The sequence below is a fragment of the Acuticoccus yangtzensis genome, from assembly GCF_001927245.1.
Taxonomy (GTDB): Bacteria; Pseudomonadota; Alphaproteobacteria; order Rhizobiales; family Amorphaceae; genus Acuticoccus; species Acuticoccus yangtzensis.
The window spans coordinates 518,949-539,668 of the sequence record NZ_MJUX01000001.1; the positions used below are offsets into that span (position 1 = coordinate 518,949).

The window sequence follows — 20,720 nt, forward strand, 5'->3', positions numbered from 1 at the left end:
GGGCAGGGTTGGTCGGTCGGGCGCGGCGGCCGGGCATGAGGGGCCCGCCGCGGCACGCCCCCTCGCCTCAAGCCCGCGTCAGTTACCGAGCGCGTTCACCTTGTCGAGCACACCGTCCGGCCAGGTCTGGGCGAACTCCGACTTCAGATATTCTTCCTGAACATGGGTGCGGAAGGCGGCGACGTCGGGCTCGTAGACGGTGAGACCGTTCTCTTCCAGGAAGGAGACGAGTTCCTCTTCCTTCTTCAACTGGTTCTCGCGGCCGAAGTCGGCGGCGGCCCACGCGGCGTCGCGCACGGCTTGCTGCTGATCCTCGGTCAGCTCCTCGAACACGGCCTTGGAGAAGGCGATGAAGTTCCAGTCCACCAGATGCGAGGTGAGCGCGATCTGGCAGGTGACCTCGTAGAACTTGGCGTCGACGACGGTCGGAAGCGGGTTGTCCTGCCCGTCCACCGCGCCGGAGGAGAGCGCGGTATAGACTTCCGTGAAGGCCATCGGCGTCGGGTTCGCGCCGAGCGCGCGGCCGAGGAACTGCCACGCATCGGTGCCCGGCATGCGCAGGTTCACGCCTGCGAGGTCGGCCGGCGTCTTCACGTCCAGCTCGTCCTTGCACTGGCGCAGGTTCACCTGGCGGCGGCCGAGATACATCGGCGCCAGCAGCATCACGCCCAGCTCGTCCTCGGCCTTCTGCTTGAAGGCGTCGAACACCTCGTCGTTGAAGACGCGGACCTGATGGTCGGCGTCCTGCAACACGTAACCGGCTGTGAAGATGGAGAATTCGGGGAAGAAGGTCGCCAGTTCCTGCGCCGAGGTGATCGACATCTCGAGGTCGCCGGTGGCGATCGCCTCGAGCTCCGCGCCTTGCGCGAAGAGGGTGGCGTTGTAGTGCGGCTCGTAGCTTGCGAAGTCCGCCACGGCGGGTCCGAACTTCTCGGCGAGGGCGACGGCGCGCTGGTCGGTCTCCGAGCTGACGGCGGAGAGACGCAGCTGCACCTTGTCCTGCGCGGTGGCATGGCCGACGAGCGTCGCCGACAAGAGGGCAACCGCGGACGCGGACAACAGCCGGCGCCTGATCATCTGATTCATTGTGGTCCTCCCAAGGTCTATTTTTTTGCAAGCGTTATCGAACCTTGGTCCGGGAAGCAACGCGCAAGGCCTTCGCTGCGCGGCGCCTTGGGCGCTGGTGTTTCGGCGGACTTCGCCGCAACAGGGCGTGCCCCTCTTCACAAACCCCCCCTCGCGCGGCGATACCATCGCCTCATAACAACAAACGAGTGTGCGATGAGCCGCCTGATCACCATCCTCAACGGCCCCAACCTCAACCTTCTCGGGAAACGCCAGCCGCACATTTACGGCTACGACACGCTGGAGACGGTCGAAAACAACTGCCGCACCCTGTGCCGCGACGATTTCGAGGTGGAGTTTCTCCAGTCCAACCATGAGGGCCAGCTCGTCGACTGGATCCACCGTGCGCGCGAGACGTCCTGCGGCATCGGCATCAACGCGGGCGCCTACACCCACACCTCCGTCGCCATCCTCGACGCGCTGAACGCCTTCGAGGGCCCGGTGATCGAGATCCACATCTCCAACGTCCACAAGCGCGAGAGCTTCCGCCACCATTCCTATATCTCGCTGAGGGCGGACGGGGCGATCGTCGGCTTCGGCATCGAGGGTTACGAGGCGGCTGTCCGGCGCATCATGACCGTCGTCGAGGCGCAGAAGTGACTCGGATCGGCCTCGCCGGTGCGGGGCTGATCGGCGCACGCCACGCCGACGCGATCCAGGTGGCCGACGGGGTGACGCTCGCCGCCGTCGCCGACCCGTCGGAGGCCGTGGGGCGCCCGGTCGCCGAAAAGCACGGCGTGCCGTGGCTTTCCTCGCTGGACGACCTAATCCCCCGCGACGACGTGGACGGCATCGTCCTCGCCACCCCGAACCAGGTCCACGTCGAGGGGGGCCTTTCCTGCATCGCCGCCGGCAAGCCGGTGCTGGTGGAGAAGCCTCTCGCGACGGACCTTGCCGAAGCGCGCCGTCTTGTCGAGGCGGCGGAGGCGGCGGGCGTGGTTCTGATGGCCGGTCATCACCGCCGCCACAACCCGTTGATGACGAAGGCGAAGGAGATCGTCGACGAGGGGCGTCTCGGCACCATCGCCAGCGTGCAAGCGACCACCTGGTTCATGAAGCCCGACGATTATTTCGACACCCCGTGGCGCCGCAAGAAGGGCGCGGGGCCGGTCTACATGAACCTCTCCCACGACATCGACCTTCTGCACATGCTGTGCGGCCCCGTCGTCACCGTGCACGCGATGGACTCCAATGCGGTGCGCGGCAACGAGGTGGAGGAGACCGCGGTCGTTCTCCTGCGCTTCCAGTCCGGCACGCTCGGCACTGTCAACATCTCCGACACGGTGGTGACGCCCTGGTCGTGGGAGATGACGGCGCGCGAGAACCCGGTGTACCCGGCCACCTCCGAGGATTGCTACTGGCTCGCCGGGACACACGGCTCGCTCGCGATCCCGTCCCTCTCCTTCTGGGCCAACCCGGCGAAACGATCGTGGTGGGAGCCGCTTTCGGCGACGCGCTTCCCCTACCCCTTCGCTGACCCTCTGGTGTGCCAGATGGCGCAGTTCGGCGCCGTCATCCGCGGCGAGGAAGCGCCAAAGGTGACCGGGCGCGACGGGCTCGCGGCGCTGGAGGTCATCGAGGCGGTGAAGACATCGGCGGCCACCGGCGCGCCGGTGCATCTGGCGCGGCCCTGAGGAGGCGCGCGGCATGACCCGGCTCATCTCGGGACGCACCCGCCTCATCGCCCACCTCGGCGTGCCGACCGAGAGCTTCAAGGCGCCGATGATCTACAACCCCTACTTCGCCGACCGGGACATCGACGTCACCGTGATGCCGATGGGGGTGACGGCGGAGGATTTCGCTGCCTTCCTGCCGCTCCTCTTCCGCCTCACCAACATCGCCGGCGCGCTCATCACCATGCCGCACAAGGTGAGCGTGGTGGACCTTCTGGACGAGGCGTCAACCACGGTGAAGGTGTGCGGGTCCTGCAATGCGGTAAAGAGGGCGGCGGACGGCCGCCTCGTCGGCGACATGTTCGACGGTGAGGGTTTTGTTCGCGGCGTCCTCGCCAAAGGGTGCACGATCGCCGGCGCGTCGGCCTTCGTCTGCGGTTCGGGCGGTGTGGGGTCGGCCATCGCCGCCTCACTCGCCAAGGCGGGTGCCGCGCGGATCGCCCTTTACGACGCGCGGGGTGCCGCGGCCGAGCGCCTCGCCGCCAGCCTGTCCGCCCACTACCCCGGTCTGGCGGTGGCGACCGGCGCCAACGACCCGGCCGGACACGACATCGTCGTCAACGCGACGCCGCTCGGCATGGCGGAGGGCGATCCGCTGCCGATGGACCTGTCGGCGGTCACGGCGGCGACCTTCGTGGGCGAAGTCGTGATGAAGGCGGAAGAGACGCCGTTCCTGAAGACGGCCCGCGAAAAAGGCTGCATGACACAGATCGGGACGGATATGCTGTTCGAGCAGATTCCGGCATATCTGGAATTCTTCGACCTCCCCTCGACCACGCCCGACGCGCTCCGCCGCCTGGCCAAGATCAAATACTGAGGAACCAACCCCATGGACTTGCGTCGCAACGCCTTCAAGGCCGCCCTTCAACGCGGCGAGCGGCAGATCGGCCTCTGGTGCTCAATGGCCGACACCAACGTCGCCGAAATGCTGGCCGGCTGCGGCTACGACTGGCTGCTGTTCGACGCCGAGCACGCCCCGCTGGACCCGCTCTCGGTCATGCCGCTGCTGCAGGCGGTGGCGCCCTACCCGGTGTCGCCCATCGTGCGGCCGAGCTCGCTGAACCCGGCCGAGATCAAGAAGCTGCTCGACTGCGGCGCGCAGTCCCTGCTCATCCCCTATGTGCGCGACGCCGAGGAGGCCAAGCTCGCCGCCGCCGCCGTCGCCTATCCGCCGCACGGTTTCCGCGGCGTCGCCGGCATTACCCGCGCGACCGGCTACGGCGCGGTGAAGGGCTATGCGGCCGCCGCGCGCGAGGACATCTGTCTTCTGGTGCAGATCGAGACCAAGTCCGCGCTCGACGATCTGGAAGCCATCTGCGCCGTGGACGGTGTGGACGGCGTGTTCATCGGCCCGGCGGACCTCGCGGCCAGCCTCGGCTATGCGCACGACCCGTCCCACCCGGATGTGAAGGCCGCCGTGGCGGACGCGATCAAGCGCATCGTCGCCTGCGGCAAGCCGGCCGGGTTCCTGTCGCTCAACGACGAGTGGAACCGCGAGGTGGACGCGCTCGGCAGCCTCTTCACCGCGGTGGACGTGGACATGGCGATCCTGCGCAACGGGGCCGCAGCCCGCGCCGCCGCGTGGAAGAAGTGAAAGAGCTTGCGGCGCTGATCGCCCCGGACGGGCGGCTCGGTGCCGCGATCAACACCGGCAACAAGGCGCTGGTGCAGGACGAGGGCGGGCGGCTTTCGGGCATCAGCCCCGCCCTTGCCGCGCGTCTGGCGGAAGAACTCGGCGCCGAGCTTGTCCCCGTCGTCTATCCCGGTGCGGGCAAGGTGGTGGCGGATGCGGACACCGGGCGCTGGTCCGTCGCCTTCCTCGCCGTCGATCCTGAGCGCGAAGACCGCGTCGCCTTCACCCGGCCCTATGTGACGATCGACACCACCTACGCCGTGCGCCCCGGCGGTCCCGCGACGGTGAAGTTCGTCGACGCGCCGGGCATGACGATCCTGTCGGCGGCGGGCTCGGCCTACGATCTCCACCTCGCCAAGACGATCCGCCACGCAACCATCGTGCGGGCGGACAGCCCCGGCGCGTCGATGGACCGTTTCGCCGCGGGCGAGGGCGATGCGGTGGCGGGCGTGCGTGCCTCGCTGCTCGCGCGGTTCGCGGAGGATACGCAGGCGGTCATCCTGGCCGAGGCGCTGGCGTCGGTGGGTCAGGCGATGGCGGTGCCGGTGGCGCTGGCCGCCGCCCTCCCAGCGCTCGACGCCTTCCTGGTGCGGGCGAAGGTGGACGGGTTCATCGCCAGCGCGATCGACGCCGGCGGAGCGAAGGGACTGACGGTGCCGGCATGAGCGCGCGCTTCCCCCTCATGCGGGCAGGAACAGCGCCCTGTCGCGCCGCATGATGGCGGCGAGGAAGTCGACCACCGCCGCCAGCCGCCGCGAGCCGGCCAGGTTCTCGTGCCACACGGCGACGTAGCGGCGCACGGGCCTCCGGTCGGCGAGCACCGGCACCACGCGCGCGTCGCCCGCCACCATGAAGTCGTGCAGGAGGCCGATGGCGGCGCCCGACAGCACCACCTCGCGCTGGCCGATGGCGGTCGACACCTCGATGGCGGACACCCAGTCGCGCCACACCTCCTCGGCATAGTTGAGCTCGGGCGTGGCGATGAGATCCTCCACGTAGCCGACGAGCCTGTGGGCGGCGAGGTCCTCCACCGCGGCGGGCGTGCCATGGGCGGCGAGGTAGCCGGGCGTCGCATAAAGGCCGAGCGTATAGTCGGACAGGACGCGCGCCCTGAGCCGCCCCTTGGTGGGACGCCCGACCATCACCGCCACGTCCGCCTCGCGCTGGGAGAGGGAGAAGCTGCGGGTCAGCGGAACGATCTGCACGCGCAGCGCCGGATAACGGGCGGCGAGCTCGCCGAGACGCGGGGCGAGGTAGGCGCTGCCGAACCCGTCGGGCGCGGCGATGCGCACGGTGCCGGTGGGGGCCGCCTCCGCCGCGCTCAGCCGCTCCATGGCGGTCAGCATTTCGGCCTCCACCCGCTCGGCGGTGCCGAGGAAGAGGCGGCCGGCGTCGGTCAGCGTGGCGCCGCGGGTGGACCGCTCGAACAGGCGCGCCCCGACCGCCTTCTCCAGGGCGGCAACGCGGCGCGACAGGGTCGCCTGGCTGAGCCCCAGGCGGCGCGCGGCGGCCAGCACTTGCCCCTCGCGCGCAACGGCCAGAAAATGCTTCGCGTCGTTCCAGTCCATCGCCATCTTATCGCAAATTCCGCATAACGGAGCGCCAAGGTTGGCGGTTTATATTCACGAATGAAGACCCCAGAGAAGGGTCGATGCTCGAACGGGAGGATTCGATGACCGAGATTGCCCATTATATCGGCGGCGCGAAGGTCGCCGGCACGTCCGGCCGCAGCCAGCCGGTGTGGAACCCCGCGACCGGGGAGAGCGACAAGACGGTGGCGCTGGCGACCACGGCCGAGGTGGGCGCGGTGATCGAGAATGCCGCCGCCGCGTGGCCGGCCTGGGCCGCGACGCCGCCGCTGCGCCGCGCGCGCATCCTCGACAGGTTCAAGTCCATCCTGTGGGACCGCGCGGGGACGCTCGCCGAGGCGATCTCCGCCGAGCACGGCAAGACGCACGAGGACGCGCTGGGCGAGGTCACGCGCGGCCTGGAAGTCGTAGAGTTCGCGGTCGGCATCCCGACCCACCTCCAGGGCGACTTCTCGGCCAATGTGGGAACGGGCGTCGATTCCTTCTCGGTGCGTCAGCCGCTGGGCGTCGTGGCGGGCATCACGCCGTTCAACTTCCCCGCCATGGTGCCGATGTGGATGTTCCCCGTCGCGCTCGCCTGCGGCAACTGCTTCGTTCTGAAGCCGTCGGAGCGTGATCCGTCCGCCTCCCTCCTCATCGCCGAGTGGCTCACCGAGGCGGGCCTGCCGGACGGCGTCTTCAACGTCGTGCAGGGCGACAAGGAGGCGGTCGACGCCATCCTGACGCACGCGGACATCAAGGCGGTGTCGTTCGTCGGCTCCACGCCGATCGCCCAGTACATCTACACGACCGCGACGGCGAACGGTAAGCGCTGCCAGGCGCTTGGCGGCGCGAAGAACCACATGGTGATCATGCCCGACGCCGACCTCGACATGGCGGTGGGTGCGCTGATGGGCGCGGCCTACGGCTCGGCGGGCGAGCGGTGCATGGCGGTCTCCGTCGCGGTGCCGGTGACGGACGCGGTGGCGGACGCCTTGATCGGCAAGCTGGTGCCGAAGATCGAGGCGCTGAAGGTCGGCCCGGCGGCGGACAAGGCGTCGGAGATGGGCCCGGTGGTGACGAAGGCGGCGCAGGAGAAGATCCTCGGCTACATCACCAAGGGCGAAGAGGAAGGCGCGAAGATCGTCGTCGACGGGCGCGGCTTCACCCCGCCCCAGGGCTACGAGAACGGCTATTATGTCGGCCCGACGCTGATCGACAACGTGACGCCGGACATGTCGATCTGGCAGGATGAAATATTCGGCCCGGTGCTGTCGGTGGTGCGCCGCAACTCGTATCAGGACGCGGTGGATCTCATCCACTCGCACCGCTACGCCAACGGCACGGCCGTCTTCACCCGCGACGGCGACGTGGCGCGGTCGTTCGCGCAGGACATCGAGGTCGGCATGGTGGGCATCAACGTGCCGATCCCGGTGCCGATGGCCTTCCACTCCTTCGGCGGCTGGAAAGATTCCATCTTCGGCGACCACGCGATGCACGGCATGGAAGGTGTGCGCTTCTACACCCGCATCAAGACGACGACGATGCGCTGGCCCAACGGCATGCGCGCCGACGCACAGTTCTCGATGCCGACGCTGGGCTGACGAACGACCGGCCCCGCACCACCCACGGGGCCGCACACTCTTTCCGGCACGGCCGCACCGTCTGACGGGATGTGGCGGGGTCAAGTGGGCGCCCGGAGCCACGCGCAGTGCCCTCTCCCAAGAGAGGGCGCGAGCATGGCGAGGACGGCCGCTTGACGCCGCCGCATCCCGTCGCAGCCTTGCATCAGGTGTTCAGAGGGAAGGTGCTCTTCGCACCTTCACACTGAACACCTGCCCATCGGCGAGATGGGGGAGCGCGAGGGGGAACGCCTCGCGGGGCGCTCCCACCGGGCACGCCCCCGCTAAAGCGCCCCGTCTAGAACGAATTCCACGCCAGCACGGCGAGGCTGATCGCCCCCACCCACAGCGCGGTCAGCCGCACGGCGGAGCGGCTCACGGCGTAGCGTCCCAGGTGCTCGATCGATTGGTCGGAGATGGGCAGGCCGCGCTCCAGAGCGATCTCCAAGTCCTTGGAGAGGCGCTCCACACGCTCGGCGAGGACGGGCGCTGCGAGCACGGCCCGCGTGACGGCGCTGAACGAATCCTGCGCTTTGCGCACGGTGGCCTCGGGGCCGATCTCCTTCACCATCCAGTCGCGCACGACGGGTTCGGCGGTCTGCCAGATGTTGAGGTTGGGGTCCAAAGACCGCGCCACGCCCTCCACGACCACCATCGTCTTCTGCAGCATGATCAGTTGCGGCTGCGTGCGCATCTGGAAGAGGTCGGTGGTCTCGAAGAGGTGCGCCAGGAGGCGGCTCATCGACAGCTCCTGCGCGGTCGCGTCGCGGATCGGCTCGCCCACCGCACGCAGCGCCTGGGCGAACAGGTCCACGTCCTGCGTCATCGGCACATAGCCGGCGCGGAAGTGGATCTCGGCCACGCGGTGGTAGTCGCGCTCGATGAAGCCGTACAAAATCTCCGCCAGGAACCCCCGCTCCTCGCGCGACAGGCGGCCGGTGATCCCGAGGTCGACGGCCACCAGCGTCCCGTCGGCCTCGGCGAACAGGTTGCCCTGGTGCATGTCGGCGTGGAAGAAGCCGTCGCGCACGGCGTGGCGCAGGAAGGTCTGCAGGACGTGGCGGCCGAGGGTCGGCAGGTCGAACCCCGCGTCGCGCAGCTCGGAAACGCGTGACAGCTTGATCCCGTCGATCCACTCCATCGTGAGAACGGTGCGGGAGGTCTTCGCCCATTCGACGCGCGGGACGCGGAAGCGCTCGTCCTCGGCGGTGTTCTCGGCCATCTCGGAGATGGCGGCGGCCTCCAGACGCAGATCCATCTCGAACCGCACGGAGGCGGCCAGCGTGTCGACCACGGCGACGGGCCGCAGGCGGCGGGATTTGGGAACGAACCGCTCCATGAAGCGGGCGGCGGTGTAGTAGGCTTCCAGATCCTTCTCGAACCGGCGGGCAACACCGGGGCGCAGCACCTTCACGGCGACCTCGCGGCGGCCGTGCACCTCGTCGTCCAAGGTGGCGCGGTAGACCTGGGCGATGGAGGCGGCGGCAACGCAGTCGCCGAACTCGGCGAAGACGGCCTCCACAGGCGCGCCCATGGCCTCCTCGATGGCGGCTTTCGCCTCGGCGTCCGGCACCGGCGGCACCTGGTCCTGAAGGAGCGCCAGCTCGGCGGCGACCTCTTCGCCCACCACGTCGGCGCGGGTGGCGAGGAACTGGCCGAGCTTGATGTAGGACGGGCCGAGCCGGTCGAACGCCAGCGACATGCGCGCCGCCATGTCCCGCTTGCGGGCGGACGGGCGCTCGATGGTGCGGATCAGGCGCACGGCGAGCTTGGCGGGGGCCGGCGCATCCTGCAGCGGGACGATGGCGAAGACGCCCTCCCGCGCCATGACGAAGCCGGCGTGGAGGAAGCGCCAGTAGGGTAATAGGCCCATCAGAGCTTGTAGCCGGAGTGGATGGCGGCGATGCCGCCGGTGAGCTTGCGCACCTTCACCTGGTCGAACCCGGCGCGCTCGATCTCGGCGGCGAAGCGCCCGGCATTGGGGAACATGCGGATCGATTCCACGAGGTAGCGGTAGGGCTCGCCGTCGCCGGCGATCCACTGGCCCATGCGCGGGATCATCTCGAACGAATACCGCTCGTAGATCTGCTCCATCAGCGGGATGTCGACGTTGCTGAACTCCAGGCACATGAACCGCCCGCCGCGCTTCAGCACGCGGTAAGCCTCCTCCAGCGCCTGCTGCCGGCGGGTGACGTTCCGGATCCCGAAGGCGATGGTGTAGACGTCCTGCGAGCCGGTCGGCAGCGGCATCGTCTCGGCGTTGGCGGCGACGAAGCGGCAGGGCGTCGTCGGCTTGATGCGCTTGGCGTCCCGCTTGGCGCCGACGCCGAGCATCTCGGGATTGATGTCGCAAACGGTGATCGAACCGTTGACCTCGATCTGGCGGGCGATACGAAAGGCGATGTCGCCGGTGCCGCCGGCCACATCCACCACGCGAAAAGGCCTCGCCGGGCTGCGCGGGGGGGCGAGCCAGGCGACCATGGCGTCTTTCCACACCCGGTGGAGCCCGCCCGACATCGCATCGTTCATCACGTCGTAGCGGCTGGCGACGGTGTCGAACACGGTGTTGACGAGTCCCTGCTTCTCCTCTTCCGGGACGGTGCGGAAGCCGAAGGACGTTTCCATGGACTGGCCTTTCATTACGAACGGGCGAACACATAGCCGGGTCCGCGCCGCATCGCCATACGGGGGTGCGGGATCCGGCGGGAGTGCGACACGACATGCCTGAGTTGCCGGAGGTGGAGACGGTGCGCCGGGGGCTGGCGCCGGTGATGGAGGGCCAGCGCATCGAGCAGGTGCAGCTCGCCCGGCTCGACCTGCGGTTCCCGTTCCCGGACGGGTTCGGCCAGCGCCTGACCGGCCGGCAGATCACCACGCTCGGCCGCCGCGCCAAATATCTGCTGGCCGATCTCGACGATGGGACGACGCTGATCGCCCATCTCGGCATGTCCGGCGCGTTCAGGGTGGAGGGGCAGATGCCGCCCGGCATGTTCGCTTTTCCGAAGGGCAAGATCGCCGCGCACGACCATGTGACGCTGCGGCTGACCCGCTCGACGATCATCTACAACGACCCGCGCCGCTTCGGCTTCATGACGCTGGCGGACACGGCGCTCCTCGACCAGCACCCCTTCTTCGCCCATCTCGGCGTTGAGCCGATGGCGGGGCTTCTGACGGCGGAAGGCCTCGCCGCCGCGATGGCGGGCAAGAAGACGCCGCTGAAAGCCGCACTGCTGGACCAGAGGGTGATCGCGGGGCTCGGCAACATCTATGTCTGCGAGGCGTTGTGGCGGGCGCGCCTGTCGCCGCGGCGGCTGGCCGGCACGCTGGTGAGGAAGGACGGCGGCCCGACCGAGCGGCTCGTCCGACTGACGGCGCACATCATCGCCGTCATCGAGGACGCGATCGCCGCGGGAGGCTCGTCGCTCAGGGACTATGTCGCCGCGGACGGGTCCCTCGGCCGCTTCCAGCACACCTTCGCGGTCTATGGGCGGGAGGGCGACCCCTGTGCGCGGGCGGACTGCGGCGGGGTGGTCGGCCGCATCGTGCAGGGCGGGCGCTCGACCTTTTATTGCCCATCCTGCCAGCGGTGAGGATCGGCCGGGGCTGACGCCGCAGCACGTTACCGATCCGTCATAAACCTATCATCAACCGGACGTAACAGGAGCAAAACACCACTTCCGGGGATCTGCGGATGAAGACGACCACTCTTGTGACGGCGGCGCTGTTGTGCGCCACGGCGGGTACGGCTCACGCCGACGCCTTCAACCGCGTCTCGGCCTTCGCGGTGCCGGGCAACCTCCCCGAAGGCGCGGAGATCACCACCGAGACGTCGGCCGAGATCATCGCCGCCACGGCGGACGGGATGATGGTCGTCTATTCGGACAGCCCGCTGAACGCGATCGGCTTCATCGACATTTCGGATCCCGCGGCGCCGGTGGCGGGCGGCTCGGTGGAGATGCTGGGCGAGCCGACCTCCGTCGCCGTGCTCGGCGGGACGGCTTATGCGGCCGTCAACACGTCGGAGAGCTACACCAATCCGTCGGGCCTGCTGCAGCTCGTGGACATTGCGACGCGCGGCGTCAACCCATCGTGCGATCTGCCGGGCCAGCCCGATTCCATCGCGCTCGCGAAGGACGGCAGCTTCCTCGCCATCGCCATCGAGAACGAGCGCGACGAGGACCTGAACGACGGTGCCTTGCCGCAGATGCCGGCGGGCAGCCTCGTCATCGTTCCGCTGGCGGACGGCGCGCCGGACTGCGACGGGCTGAAGACCGTCGACCTGACGGGCCTCGCCAAGATCGCACCGGAAGATCCCGAGCCGGAATTCGTCTCGATCAACGAGGCGGGCGACATCGCGGTGACGCTCCAGGAGAACAACCACATCGTCATCCTGTCGGCGGACGGCACGGTGACGAGCCATTTCTCCGCCGGCACGGTGACGCTCGAAGGTGTCGACACGGCCGAGGAAGGCGCGCTCGACTTCACCGGCACCATCACCATGGCGCGTGAGCCGGATGCGATCGTGTGGATCGACGAGGACCACGTGGCGATCGCCAACGAGGGCGACTACGAAGGCGGCAGCCGCACGGTGTCGATCTTCCACCGCGACGGCACCTTGGTGTGGGACTCCGGCACGGCGCTCGAATACGCCGTCGTGCGCGCGGGCCACTACCCGGAGAAGCGGTCCGAGAACAAGGGCATCGAGCCCGAGGGCCTGGCGTTCGGCGTCTATGACGGCGTTCCGACCCTCTTCGTCCTTTCCGAGCGCGGCTCCATGGTGGCGGTGTTCGACCTTTCCGGCGACACGCCGGAGCTGACGCAGGTACTCCCGTCCGGCATCGCGCCCGAGGGGGCGGTGGCGATCCCCTCGCGCGGCCTTCTGGTGGTCGCCAACGAGGCGGACCTCGTCGAGGACAACGGCCCGCGCAGCCATGTGATGGTGTTCGCCAAAGAGGACGGCGCGCCCGCCTATCCGACCATTGTGTCGGACCCCGCGGCCAACCCGCCGATCGGCTGGGGCGCGCTGTCGGGCCTCGCCACCGACCCGGAGGCCGAGGGCACGCTCTACGCGATCAACGACTCGTTCTACGCCGCGCAACCGTCGATCTTCACCATCGACGCGGCGCGGACGCCGGCGGTCATCACCGCGGCGACGCCGGTGACGCTGGACGGCGCGCCCGCCACGGGGCTCGACCTCGAAGGCATCACGCCGGACGGAAATGGCGGCTTCTGGCTCGCCTCGGAAGGCAACGCCGAGAAGGACGTCGCTCACCAGCTCATCCACGTCGCGGCGGACGGCGCGATCCAGGAGCAGGTGGCCTTCCCGGACAGCCTGCTGGAGGGTGAGAAGCGCTTCGGCGCCGAGGGTATCGCGATGGTGGACGGCACCTTGTGGGTGACCATGCAGCGCGAGTGGGGCGACGACCCGAAGGGCATGGTAAAGCTCCTCGCCTACACCCCGGCGTCCGGCGAATGGGGCGCGGTGCACTACCCGCTGGAGACGGCCGAGACGGGGTGGATGGGCCTTTCCGACATCGCCGTCCACGGTGACGACGCCTACATCCTGGAGCGTGACAACCAGATCGGCGCGGCGGCGAAGGTGAAGGCGATCTACGCCGTGCCGCTCGCCGACCTCGTCCCGGCTCCCTTGGGCGGGGAACTCCCGGAAGTGAGCAAGACGCTGGTGCGCGATCTGATCCCGGACCTTCAGTCCTTCAACGGCTACGTGGTCGACAAGGCGGAGGGCCTCGCGATCGCCGCCGACGGCACCGGCTATGTGGTGACGGACAATGACGGCGTGGACGATTCGTCCGGCGAAAGCTTCTTCTTCGCCATCCCCAACCTCGCCGACTGAACCACCCTCCCCCGCACAACAAAAAAGGCGCCCCAGTGGCGCCTTTTTCCGTCTCTGCACGGCCGCCCCCCCCCCTTGCAGCGTCACAGCGGGACGGTGCCCGTGCCTGTTCCTCGGAGCCACCCTCGCTGAAGCAGACTGGCGGCGGAGCGGCGGGGTGGGCAAGGGTTCAAGCGGAGCGGCCCTTGCCCACCCCGCCGCTCTGTCGCAGGGAGGCGCGGCGAGGGTGGCGCCGAGGGACAGGCGCGCCCCTGTTCCTAGGTGAACCGGAGCGCCCCCTTTCGGACGCGCCCCGGCGGCGCAAGGTCAGTGGCGGAAGTGGCGCATCCCGGTCATCACCATGGCGATGCCGGCGGCGTCAGCGGCGGCGATCACCTCGTCGTCGCGGCGCGAGCCGCCGGGCTGGATGACCGCGGTGGCGCCGGCGGCGACGATCGTCTCGAGCCCGTCCGCGAAGGGGAAGAAGGCGTCGGAGGCGGCGACGGAGCCTTTCGTCCAGGTCTCGGCATCACCGGCGGTCTTGGCGGCCTCGGCAGCCTTCCAGGCGGCGATACGGGCCGAATCCACGCGGCTCATCTGCCCGGCGCCGACGCCCACGGTGGCCTGACCGCGCGCATAGAGGATCGCGTTGGACTTGATGTGCTTGACCGCGCGCCAGGCGAAGGCGAGGTCGGCCCACTCGGCCACGGTCGGCTGGCGCTTGGTGGCCACCGTCATCGCGCTCCGTGGAACGAAGCCGTCGTCCTTGGACTGGAGGAGGAAGCCGCCGCCCACGGTGTGGACCATGGTGCCGGACAGCTCCGGAAGCGCGTCCACCAGCAGGAGCCGCACGTTGGGTTTGGCGGCGACGACGGCGAGCGCCTCGTCGGTGGCGCCGGGCGCGATCACCACCTCGGTGAAGATGGCGGCGATCTTCTCGGCCGTGTCCTTGTCCAGCGGGCGGGACAGGGCGATCACGCCGCCGAAGGCCGAGACGGGATCGCACATGCGGGCCCGCTCATAGGCTTCGGCGAGGCTGGACCCGATGGCGATGCCGCACGGATTGGCGTGCTTGACGATGACGGCCGCCACCTCGTCCTTGAAGTCGGCGACGGCGGAGAGCGCCGCATCGCCATCCGCCACGTTGTTGTAGGACAGCGCCTTACCCTGGACGATGCGGGCGGAGGCGATGCCGCCGCCGCCGGTCGCGCGGTAGAAGGCGGCGGACTGGTGCGGGTTCTCGCCATAGCGCATCTCGGCAACGCGCTTGCCGCCGAACGCCGCCCACACCTTGTGGTCGATGGCGACGTCGTCATCGCGAGTGGTCTCGTCCATCCACGCGGCGATGGTGGCATCGTAGGCGGAGAGGCGGGCGAAGGCCTTGGCGGCGAGGCGGCGGCGCAGGGCGAGGTCGGTGCCTCCGGCCTCCAACGCGGCGGCCACCGCGTCATAATCCGCCGGGTCCACCACGATGGCGACGTGGGCGAAGTTCTTCGCCGCGGCGCGCGTCATGGAGGGGCCGCCGACGTCGATCGTCTCGACAAGGTCCGCCGCGCCCGCGCCCGACTCCACCGCGTTCTCGAACGGGTAGAGGTTGCAGACGACGAGGCCGATGGGGCCGATCCCGTGCGCCTGAAGCGCGGCCTTGTGCTCGTCCTTGGACAGGTCCGCCAGAAGGCCGCCGTGGATGCCGGGATGCAGCGTCTTCACCCGGCCGTCCATGATCTCGGGGAACTTCGTCACGTCGGACACGTCGGTGACGGGGAGGCCCGCCTCCTTCAAGGCGCGGCTGGTGCCGCCGGTGGAGACGAGCTCCACGCCCTGCGCCACGAGGCGCTCGGCGAAGGGGACGAGGCCGGTCTTGTCCCAGACGGACAGGAGGGCGCGGCGGACCATTGTGGTCATCGAGACTTCCTAGAGTGCTGGCCGCGCGGCGAGGGCGTTGCGGCGTCAAACGACAAAAGCAGCCCGCCGGGCGCCGGGTCAGGCGTCGTCGCTCACAGGCTGTGCATGGCGGGCGATGTGCCAGCGGACGGTGTCATCGGTCAACGTATTACCGGAAATCACCAGTTGAGATGTGCGCCGCGCGCGGTACGGGGCGTTGACGAGGATCGATTCCTCCACCGCGATCTGCGGCCCCTGGTCGACGGCGAAGAGCCAGATGGAGCCGTCCGGCAGCACAAGGAGCACCTTCTTGCGGCTCTTCTCGATCTTCAGCTTCACCTCCGGCCCGACATGGAAGCGGATGGCGAAGGGGCGCCCGTCCAGCCGGTCCTGGCCGATGAGCTGGTCCTCACCGATCAGCGCCAGACCGTCCTCGCCCAAGGTGATGCGCCGCTCGTGGGTGAGGCCGAAGGCGGAGACGTAGCCGTCGTGGGCGGCCTTCACCGTGAGGGCGGAGCGGCGCACGTCGACCGCGGTGGGGCCGGCATAGAGGGTGGGGCCGAACCAGCGCACCAGCGGCCAGCGGGAGACGAGGCGGGCGGATGACGTATCGTCCACCACCAGGGTGGACTGGGCGGCGGTGGCGCGGCCGACGGCGGTCCACTCCTCGCGCAGATCGCCCAGCGCGCCGCAGCTCACGAACAGGCGGTGCGGTCCGTGCGACATCTCGATGGCGAGAGCGGAGGCATGGGCGCGCCCGGCGAAGGGCGGCGGCGGGGCGACGCCGGTGTCGAGCAGCACCACCGTTCGATCGGCGGCGAGGCGCTGGTAGCCGCTATAGCGCGCGTTCTCGATCGGCGCGCCGCCCACGTCGTCGTAGGCGAAGGCGCCTTCCAGGGTGGACGGCGGCAAGGGACGGGCGCCGTGGAAGGTGGCGAGAGCGCCGTCGCTGTGGACGAAGAAGCGCAGCATCGGCAGCATCCGGTCGACGCACTCACGCAGGGGCTCGGGCACGGCCTGCTGGCGGCGGGCCAGCGCCTCACGCACAGGGATGAGGAAGGCGAGCGCCTCGAACAGGGTTTCGGGCGAGCGGGAGACGTGGCCGCCATCGGGCAGGATGTCGGCGGCGACGACGTCGCCCAGGATGCCGAGCGCCCAGCGCGCCAGGCGCTGCTCGTTGGCGATGGAGGTGCCGGCGACCACAAGCGCCGCGGCCACCTTGAGCCGCGCCATGCCGCGCGGCTGCGACGGCAGCGTCCTCTCCAACCGGCGCATGTGGCGGCCGAGGGCGCGCATGTAGCGCTGACGGAAGGCGGGATCGGCACCGTTCAGAAGCAGCGGCGACTGGACGAGCCAGTTGAGAAGCCGCTCGGCGGTGACGCCGGGCCGGTGGGCGACTTCGCTGACGGAGGCGTGGGCGAACCACTCGTCGACCAGGGCGCGGGCGTTGGTGGACGACAGCTCGGTGGCGTTGGCTTCGAGGTGGTGGAGCCAGCCGAAGCCGTGCAGGGCGACCGCCCATTCCTCGGACGGCGGGTCGGCGGAGAAGGGCGAGCGGCCGCCGGTGTCGACCGACTGTCCGGCGAGGGCGAAGACGCCGGCATAGATGTCGCCCGCCACGGCGGCGTCCGCTTCGGCCAGCGTCTCGGGCGCGAAGAGGACGCGGTGGGGGATGCCGGCGGCGGGTCTGCGCCACAGGGAGGCGCGGAGCGTCGCGACGATGCGGTCCAATGTCCGGCGGGCCCCATAGCCGAGGAGCGATGCGAGCGTGGTCTGGGGCATTGTTGGGGGGACCGGTGCGTGGGCTCGCTGGGTGGTGGATGGGCGCTTGCGGACAGGCGCCTCTGGAGGGGCGCTTCTGGATGGCGATGGCGGGGCCTTCGCCGGTGCCGCGCCCGTCCGCGAGGCGGGGCGGGCATGACGCCGGATGCGGCGACCGTTGAGGGGCAATGAGTACAGCGACCCGCCGCCCGCCCGCAAGCCGCGAGCGACATTGGTCCAAAAGGACGATCGGCCCCCGCGTCACGCCTGGTGCGTGGCGCGTGACGCCCGGCGGGTCAGGCGGCTGAGGCGGGTCAGCCGGTGCGGGTGAAGCGGGCGGCGAAGAAGCCGTCCAGCCCTTGCGCCTCGCCGACCGGCATGAAGGGGAGCGTGCGCATCACCCCGGCCTCGGTCGCGAAGGGCGCGGCGGGACCGTCGGTGATCGGCGAAAGGGCGAGCTGAGGCAGATGCTTGCGCGCATACTCCACCTGCCGCTCACCCTCCTCCGGCTCGATCGAGCAGGTGGCGAACACCAGCGTGCCGCCCGGCGCCAGGCACCCGGCGGCGCGCTTCAGTAGCTCCCGCTGGAGATGCGACAGAAGGCCGATGTCCTTCTCGGTCTTGGACCAGGCGACATCGGGCTGGCGGCGCATCGTGCCGGTCGCCGAGCACGGCGCGTCGAGGAGGATCGCATCATAGGTGCCCTCCGCCTTCAGCGCATCGCCCACGACGACCTCGACGCGGTCGGCCAGGCGGGTGCGGGCGAGGTTTTCGGCAAGGCGGGCGGCGCGGTCGGCATCGAGCTCCAGCGCGGTGACATGGGCACCGGCGGCGGCGAGCTGCATCGTCTTGCCGCCGGGCGCGGCGCACATGTCGAGCACGCGCTTGCCGGCGACGTCGCCTAGAAGCACCGCCGGAAGCTGGGCGGCGGCGTCCTGCACCCACCATCCGCCCTCGGCATAGCCGTCGATGGCGGTGACGTCGGAGACCGGGAGGCGCACCCCGCCGGTCGGAAGCGGGACGGCGCCTTCCGGCCGGGCGACGTCGGGACCGGCGAAGGCGAGGTCGAGCGACGCTTCCTCGCGGTGGGCGGCGGCGAGCTTGGCGGCCCCTTCGGAGCCCCACGCTCTGACCCACCGGGCGTAGAGCCAGGGCGGGGTGTTGGCGTCGGCGGGAAGCGCGGCCAAAAGCTCGTCCCGCTCGCGGATGAGGCGGCGCAGGACCGCATTGGTGAGGCCGGAGAAGCCCGCCGTGCCGGGGTCGCCCTTAAGGAGAGTGACGGCGAGGCTCACGGCCGCATGCTCGGCCTGGCGCATGAAGAGAAGCTGGGCGGCGGATATGCGCAGGACCGCACGCACCTCGACCGCCTTCTTCGGCAGCGCCTTCGTCATCAGGCGCGACAGGCACCAGTCGATATCGCCGCGGCGGCGCACGGTGACGCGGGCGATGGCGCGGGCGAGCGCGGCGTCGCGCGGGTCGAGCTTGGCCGTTGCGGGAACGGCGGCTTCGAGCGCGGCGGCAAGGGGTGTGTGCCGCTCGCACACGGAGGCGACGATGTCGGCGGCGATGGCGCGCGGGTCGCTGCCTGCCGGTTTCGGCGGGGCTTTGCGGCCGCGCCGATGCGGGTGTGTCTGAGCCATGGCGCTATAGCGGTGACGGCGCGGGCGGCGTCAAGCCCCTCGCCGTGCGCCGGGGCGGTGGAGGCTCGGCGTCGGCTCAGCGGCCGCGGGGCTCAGCGGCGGCGGGGTTCAGCCCCAGGGGCCGGAGCCGCGCTTCTTGCCGCCGCGGTTCCAGCCGCCGGAGCCGCGCGGGCCGGCCGCCGGTCGCCCGCCGGACGCGCCGCGCGATCCGCCACCGGCGGGGCCGCCGCCCCACGGCCCGCGCGGCGCCGTAGCTGACGGCGCGGCGGGAGCGGGTTGGAGGCGCGCCGCGCCGCCGCCCCACTCGGCCGCGAAGGCGCGCAGGGCGGCGATGCGGTTCTGGGTGTTCGGGTGGGTGGAGAAGAGGTTGTCCATCCGCGCGCCCGACAAGGGGTTGATGATGAACATATGCGCCGTCGCAGGCACCGCCTCGGCCTCCTCGTTGGGGATGCGCCGTCCGCTCTCCAGCTTGCCGAGTGCGGAGGCCAGCCACATCGGGTCACCGCAGATCTCCGCCCCGCGCCGGTCGGCCGAATATTCGCGTGTGCGGCTGATCGCCATCTGCACCAGCATCGCCGCGATCGGCGCGACGATCATCGTCAGGATCAGCCCGATGGCGCCGAGCGGATTGTCCCGCCGGCCGAACAGGAAGGCGAAGTTGGCGAGCATCGAGATGGCACCGGCCAGGGTCGCGGTGATCGTCATGATCAGCGTGTCGCGGTTCTGGATGTGCGCCAGCTCGTGCGCCATCACGCCGGCGACCTCTTCGCGGCTCATCATGTTGAGGAGGCCGCGGGTGGCGGCGACGGCGGCATTTTCGGGGTTACGGCCGGTGGCGAAAGCGTTCGGCTGGTCCTCGTCGAGGATGTAGACGCGCGGCATCGGCAGGCTCGCGCGGGCCGCGAGGTCGCGCACCATCGTGTAATATTCCGGCGCGGTCCGGGCATCAACCTCGCGCGCATTGTGCATGCGCAGCACGAGCTTGTCGGAATTCCAGTAGGCGAAGGCGTTGGTGGCGATGGCGACACCGAAGGCGATCACCATTCCCTGCGGCCCGCCGATCACGTAGCCGACGCCCATGAAGATGGCCGTCATCGCGGCCAGAAGAAGCCCCGTGCGGAACACGTTCATCGAATTGGTTCGCCCCCGTTGTTGCAGCCTTTGGCAGATCAACAGGATATCTGTTCGCCGGGTTCCGGGTTCAACGGACGATGGGGCGCAGATGTTCCGTTAGAGCGCGGTTTCGTCCTTGCCCTCGCTCACCGGCGGCTCCCAGACGAGGACGGTGAATTTCGGCCGGTCGGCGATGCGGCCGATGGGTCCGAGATTGACCGTCTTCGTGGGTTTCGCTCCGACGCCTTGGTAGACCCGCATCGCCGGCGCGGCCGTCACCGAGGCTTCGGTGCGCCAGCGGGCCTTGCCACGGCGCACGACCTCGGCCCCCAGCCAATGGAGGAGCGAGGTGCCGATGCCGCGTCCGCGCGCCGCCGGGTCCACCTTGAAGCCTTCGAGGTAGAGCTCCTCGGGCGTGCCGCGGCGCAGGGTCGCCTCGGCGAGGAGATAGCGAACGGTGCCGCCGACGGGGCCGAACACTTCGCGAAACCGCTTGGGGTCCGGCCACACGCTGCCCTCCCCGTCCATGCGGTAGGAGATGCACCCGGCGATCTCGCCCTTGACGATGGCCACGCACAGCCGGTCCTGGCGCATCCGGTTGCCGACCACCTTGCGGCGCATCTCCTCCGGCCCGACGATGTGCTTCAACGTGGCCCGCTGGGCAGCGGAATAGGCCGCCACCTCGCCGGCGATGAAGTCGGGAATCGGCGAGACCAGCATCCAATCATCCCCCTGTTTGACGATGCATTCGGCGGGGATGGCGGACATGTCGATGGGCATGGGCGTTCCGTAGGGCGTTCCGAGGGCGTACCGGGGCTGAGGCTGAGGCCAGAGCCACCATGGCGGACGGCTCTGGCGGACAACCGCC

17 protein-coding genes are annotated in these 20,720 nt (G+C 69.8%); 8 read left to right on the forward strand and 9 right to left on the reverse strand.

Annotated features, from left to right (window positions below; all coding sequences use genetic code 11):
• Positions 1-78 precede the first annotated feature (78 nt).
• On the reverse strand, positions 79-1,086 hold the full coding sequence (gene dctP / locus BIX52_RS02300) for a TRAP transporter substrate-binding protein DctP (RefSeq protein WP_075219363.1): 1,008 nt from the start codon (positions 1,084-1,086) through the stop codon (positions 79-81).
• Positions 1,087-1,281: 195 nt separating this feature from the next.
• Here dctP and aroQ point away from each other — a divergent pair, with 195 nt between their 5' ends.
• The 5 genes from aroQ to BIX52_RS02325 are packed head-to-tail and all read left to right on the forward strand — an operon-like array spanning position 1,282 to position 5,096.
• Complete coding sequence (gene aroQ, locus BIX52_RS02305; RefSeq protein ID WP_075219364.1) at positions 1,282-1,725, forward strand: type II 3-dehydroquinate dehydratase; 444 nt, start codon at positions 1,282-1,284, stop codon at positions 1,723-1,725.
• Positions 1,722-2,759 (forward strand): Gfo/Idh/MocA family protein, encoded by a 1,038-nt coding sequence (locus BIX52_RS02310; protein WP_075219365.1) that lies wholly within the window; start codon positions 1,722-1,724, stop codon positions 2,757-2,759. The genes aroQ and BIX52_RS02310 overlap by 4 nt, the downstream gene beginning before the upstream one ends.
• Before the next feature lie 13 nt (positions 2,760-2,772).
• Positions 2,773-3,615, forward strand: a complete 843-nt coding sequence (locus BIX52_RS02315) for a shikimate dehydrogenase family protein (protein WP_075219366.1) — start codon at positions 2,773-2,775, stop codon at positions 3,613-3,615.
• Between the two features lie 12 nt (positions 3,616-3,627).
• The gene (locus tag BIX52_RS02320) at positions 3,628-4,392 is read left to right on the forward strand and encodes an HpcH/HpaI aldolase family protein (RefSeq protein ID WP_075219367.1); all 765 of its coding nucleotides are present in this window, start codon (positions 3,628-3,630) and stop codon (positions 4,390-4,392) included.
• Entirely contained in the window at positions 4,380-5,096 is a 717-nt protein-coding gene (locus BIX52_RS02325; protein WP_075219368.1) for a transporter substrate-binding domain-containing protein, read from the forward strand. Before BIX52_RS02320 ends, BIX52_RS02325 begins: the two co-directional genes overlap by 13 nt.
• A 15-nt stretch (positions 5,097-5,111) precedes the next feature.
• Here BIX52_RS02325 and BIX52_RS02330 read toward each other — a convergent pair whose 3' ends face one another.
• Positions 5,112-5,999 (reverse strand): LysR family transcriptional regulator, encoded by an 888-nt coding sequence (locus BIX52_RS02330; RefSeq protein WP_075220115.1) that lies wholly within the window; start codon positions 5,997-5,999, stop codon positions 5,112-5,114.
• Positions 6,000-6,103: 104 nt separating this feature from the next.
• Between BIX52_RS02330 and BIX52_RS02335 the strand changes: the two genes are divergently transcribed.
• The gene (locus tag BIX52_RS02335; protein ID WP_075220114.1) at positions 6,104-7,603 is read left to right on the forward strand and encodes a CoA-acylating methylmalonate-semialdehyde dehydrogenase; all 1,500 of its coding nucleotides are present in this window, start codon (positions 6,104-6,106) and stop codon (positions 7,601-7,603) included.
• Positions 7,604-7,919: 316 nt separating this feature from the next.
• Here the strand turns inward: BIX52_RS02335 and ubiB are convergent, their stop codons facing one another.
• Both ubiB and ubiE read right to left on the reverse strand, forming a co-directional pair.
• Entirely contained in the window at positions 7,920-9,494 is a 1,575-nt protein-coding gene (gene ubiB, locus BIX52_RS02340) for a 2-polyprenylphenol 6-hydroxylase (RefSeq protein WP_075219369.1), read from the reverse strand.
• On the reverse strand, positions 9,494-10,261 hold the full coding sequence (ubiE, locus tag BIX52_RS02345) for a bifunctional demethylmenaquinone methyltransferase/2-methoxy-6-polyprenyl-1,4-benzoquinol methylase UbiE (RefSeq protein WP_075219370.1): 768 nt from the start codon (positions 10,259-10,261) through the stop codon (positions 9,494-9,496). The genes ubiB and ubiE overlap by 1 nt, the downstream gene beginning before the upstream one ends.
• An 80-nt stretch (positions 10,262-10,341) precedes the next feature.
• Here ubiE and mutM point away from each other — a divergent pair, with 80 nt between their 5' ends.
• Positions 10,342-11,211: a bifunctional DNA-formamidopyrimidine glycosylase/DNA-(apurinic or apyrimidinic site) lyase gene (gene mutM / locus BIX52_RS02350; protein WP_075219371.1), complete on the forward strand. Its 870-nt coding sequence runs from the start codon at positions 10,342-10,344 to the stop codon at positions 11,209-11,211.
• A 101-nt stretch (positions 11,212-11,312) separates the two neighbouring features.
• Positions 11,313-13,475, forward strand: a complete 2,163-nt coding sequence (locus BIX52_RS02355; protein WP_075219372.1) for an esterase-like activity of phytase family protein — start codon at positions 11,313-11,315, stop codon at positions 13,473-13,475.
• Between the two features lie 306 nt (positions 13,476-13,781).
• On the opposite strand, the gene purH is transcribed toward BIX52_RS02355, so the two are convergent.
• The 5 genes from purH to BIX52_RS02380 form a co-directional block, all read right to left on the reverse strand.
• On the reverse strand, positions 13,782-15,359 hold the full coding sequence (gene purH, locus BIX52_RS02360) for a bifunctional phosphoribosylaminoimidazolecarboxamide formyltransferase/IMP cyclohydrolase (RefSeq protein WP_075219373.1): 1,578 nt from the start codon (positions 15,357-15,359) through the stop codon (positions 13,782-13,784).
• Positions 15,360-15,437: 78 nt separating this feature from the next.
• Positions 15,438-17,120 carry a heparinase II/III family protein gene (locus BIX52_RS02365; protein ID WP_075219374.1) on the reverse strand — a complete coding sequence of 561 codons (1,683 nt, stop codon included), beginning with the start codon at positions 17,118-17,120 and terminating at the stop codon, positions 15,438-15,440.
• 293 nt (positions 17,121-17,413) lie between these two features.
• Positions 17,414-18,739 (reverse strand): RsmB/NOP family class I SAM-dependent RNA methyltransferase, encoded by a 1,326-nt coding sequence (locus tag BIX52_RS02370; protein ID WP_075219375.1) that lies wholly within the window; start codon positions 18,737-18,739, stop codon positions 17,414-17,416.
• Positions 18,740-18,847: 108 nt separating this feature from the next.
• Positions 18,848-19,870, reverse strand: coding sequence for a zinc metalloprotease HtpX (gene htpX, locus BIX52_RS02375; RefSeq protein WP_075219376.1), 1,023 nt, complete (start codon positions 19,868-19,870; stop codon positions 18,848-18,850).
• A 99-nt stretch (positions 19,871-19,969) separates the two neighbouring features.
• A complete protein-coding gene (locus tag BIX52_RS02380) occupies positions 19,970-20,632 on the reverse strand; it encodes a GNAT family N-acetyltransferase (RefSeq protein WP_075219377.1) in 663 nt (220 codons plus the stop codon).
• Positions 20,633-20,720 lie beyond the last annotated feature (88 nt).

Bases quoted from the DNA above. Each gene is read 5' to 3' on its own strand.
- dctP (WP_075219363.1), bottom strand. From the start codon at position 1,086: ATGAATCAGATGATCAGGCGCCGGCTGTTGTCCGCGTCCGCGGTTGCC.
- BIX52_RS02370 (WP_075219375.1), bottom strand. From the start codon at position 18,739: ATGGCTCAGACACACCCGCATCGGCGCGGCCGCAAAGCCCCGCCGAAA.
- ubiE (WP_075219370.1), bottom strand. From the start codon at position 10,261: ATGAAAGGCCAGTCCATGGAAACGTCCTTCGGCTTCCGCACCGTCCCG.
- BIX52_RS02335 (WP_075220114.1), top strand. From the start codon at position 6,104: ATGACCGAGATTGCCCATTATATCGGCGGCGCGAAGGTCGCCGGCACG.
- BIX52_RS02355 (WP_075219372.1), top strand. From the start codon at position 11,313: ATGAAGACGACCACTCTTGTGACGGCGGCGCTGTTGTGCGCCACGGCG.
- mutM (WP_075219371.1), top strand. From the start codon at position 10,342: ATGCCTGAGTTGCCGGAGGTGGAGACGGTGCGCCGGGGGCTGGCGCCG.
- BIX52_RS02365 (WP_075219374.1), bottom strand. From the start codon at position 17,120: ATGCCCCAGACCACGCTCGCATCGCTCCTCGGCTATGGGGCCCGCCGG.
- BIX52_RS02320 (WP_075219367.1), top strand. From the start codon at position 3,628: ATGGACTTGCGTCGCAACGCCTTCAAGGCCGCCCTTCAACGCGGCGAG.
- BIX52_RS02315 (WP_075219366.1), top strand. From the start codon at position 2,773: ATGACCCGGCTCATCTCGGGACGCACCCGCCTCATCGCCCACCTCGGC.
- htpX (WP_075219376.1), bottom strand. From the start codon at position 19,870: ATGAACGTGTTCCGCACGGGGCTTCTTCTGGCCGCGATGACGGCCATC.
- aroQ (WP_075219364.1), top strand. From the start codon at position 1,282: ATGAGCCGCCTGATCACCATCCTCAACGGCCCCAACCTCAACCTTCTC.
- ubiB (WP_075219369.1), bottom strand. From the start codon at position 9,494: ATGGGCCTATTACCCTACTGGCGCTTCCTCCACGCCGGCTTCGTCATG.
- purH (WP_075219373.1), bottom strand. From the start codon at position 15,359: ATGACCACAATGGTCCGCCGCGCCCTCCTGTCCGTCTGGGACAAGACC.
- BIX52_RS02330 (WP_075220115.1), bottom strand. From the start codon at position 5,999: ATGGACTGGAACGACGCGAAGCATTTTCTGGCCGTTGCGCGCGAGGGG.
- BIX52_RS02380 (WP_075219377.1), bottom strand. From the start codon at position 20,632: ATGCCCATCGACATGTCCGCCATCCCCGCCGAATGCATCGTCAAACAG.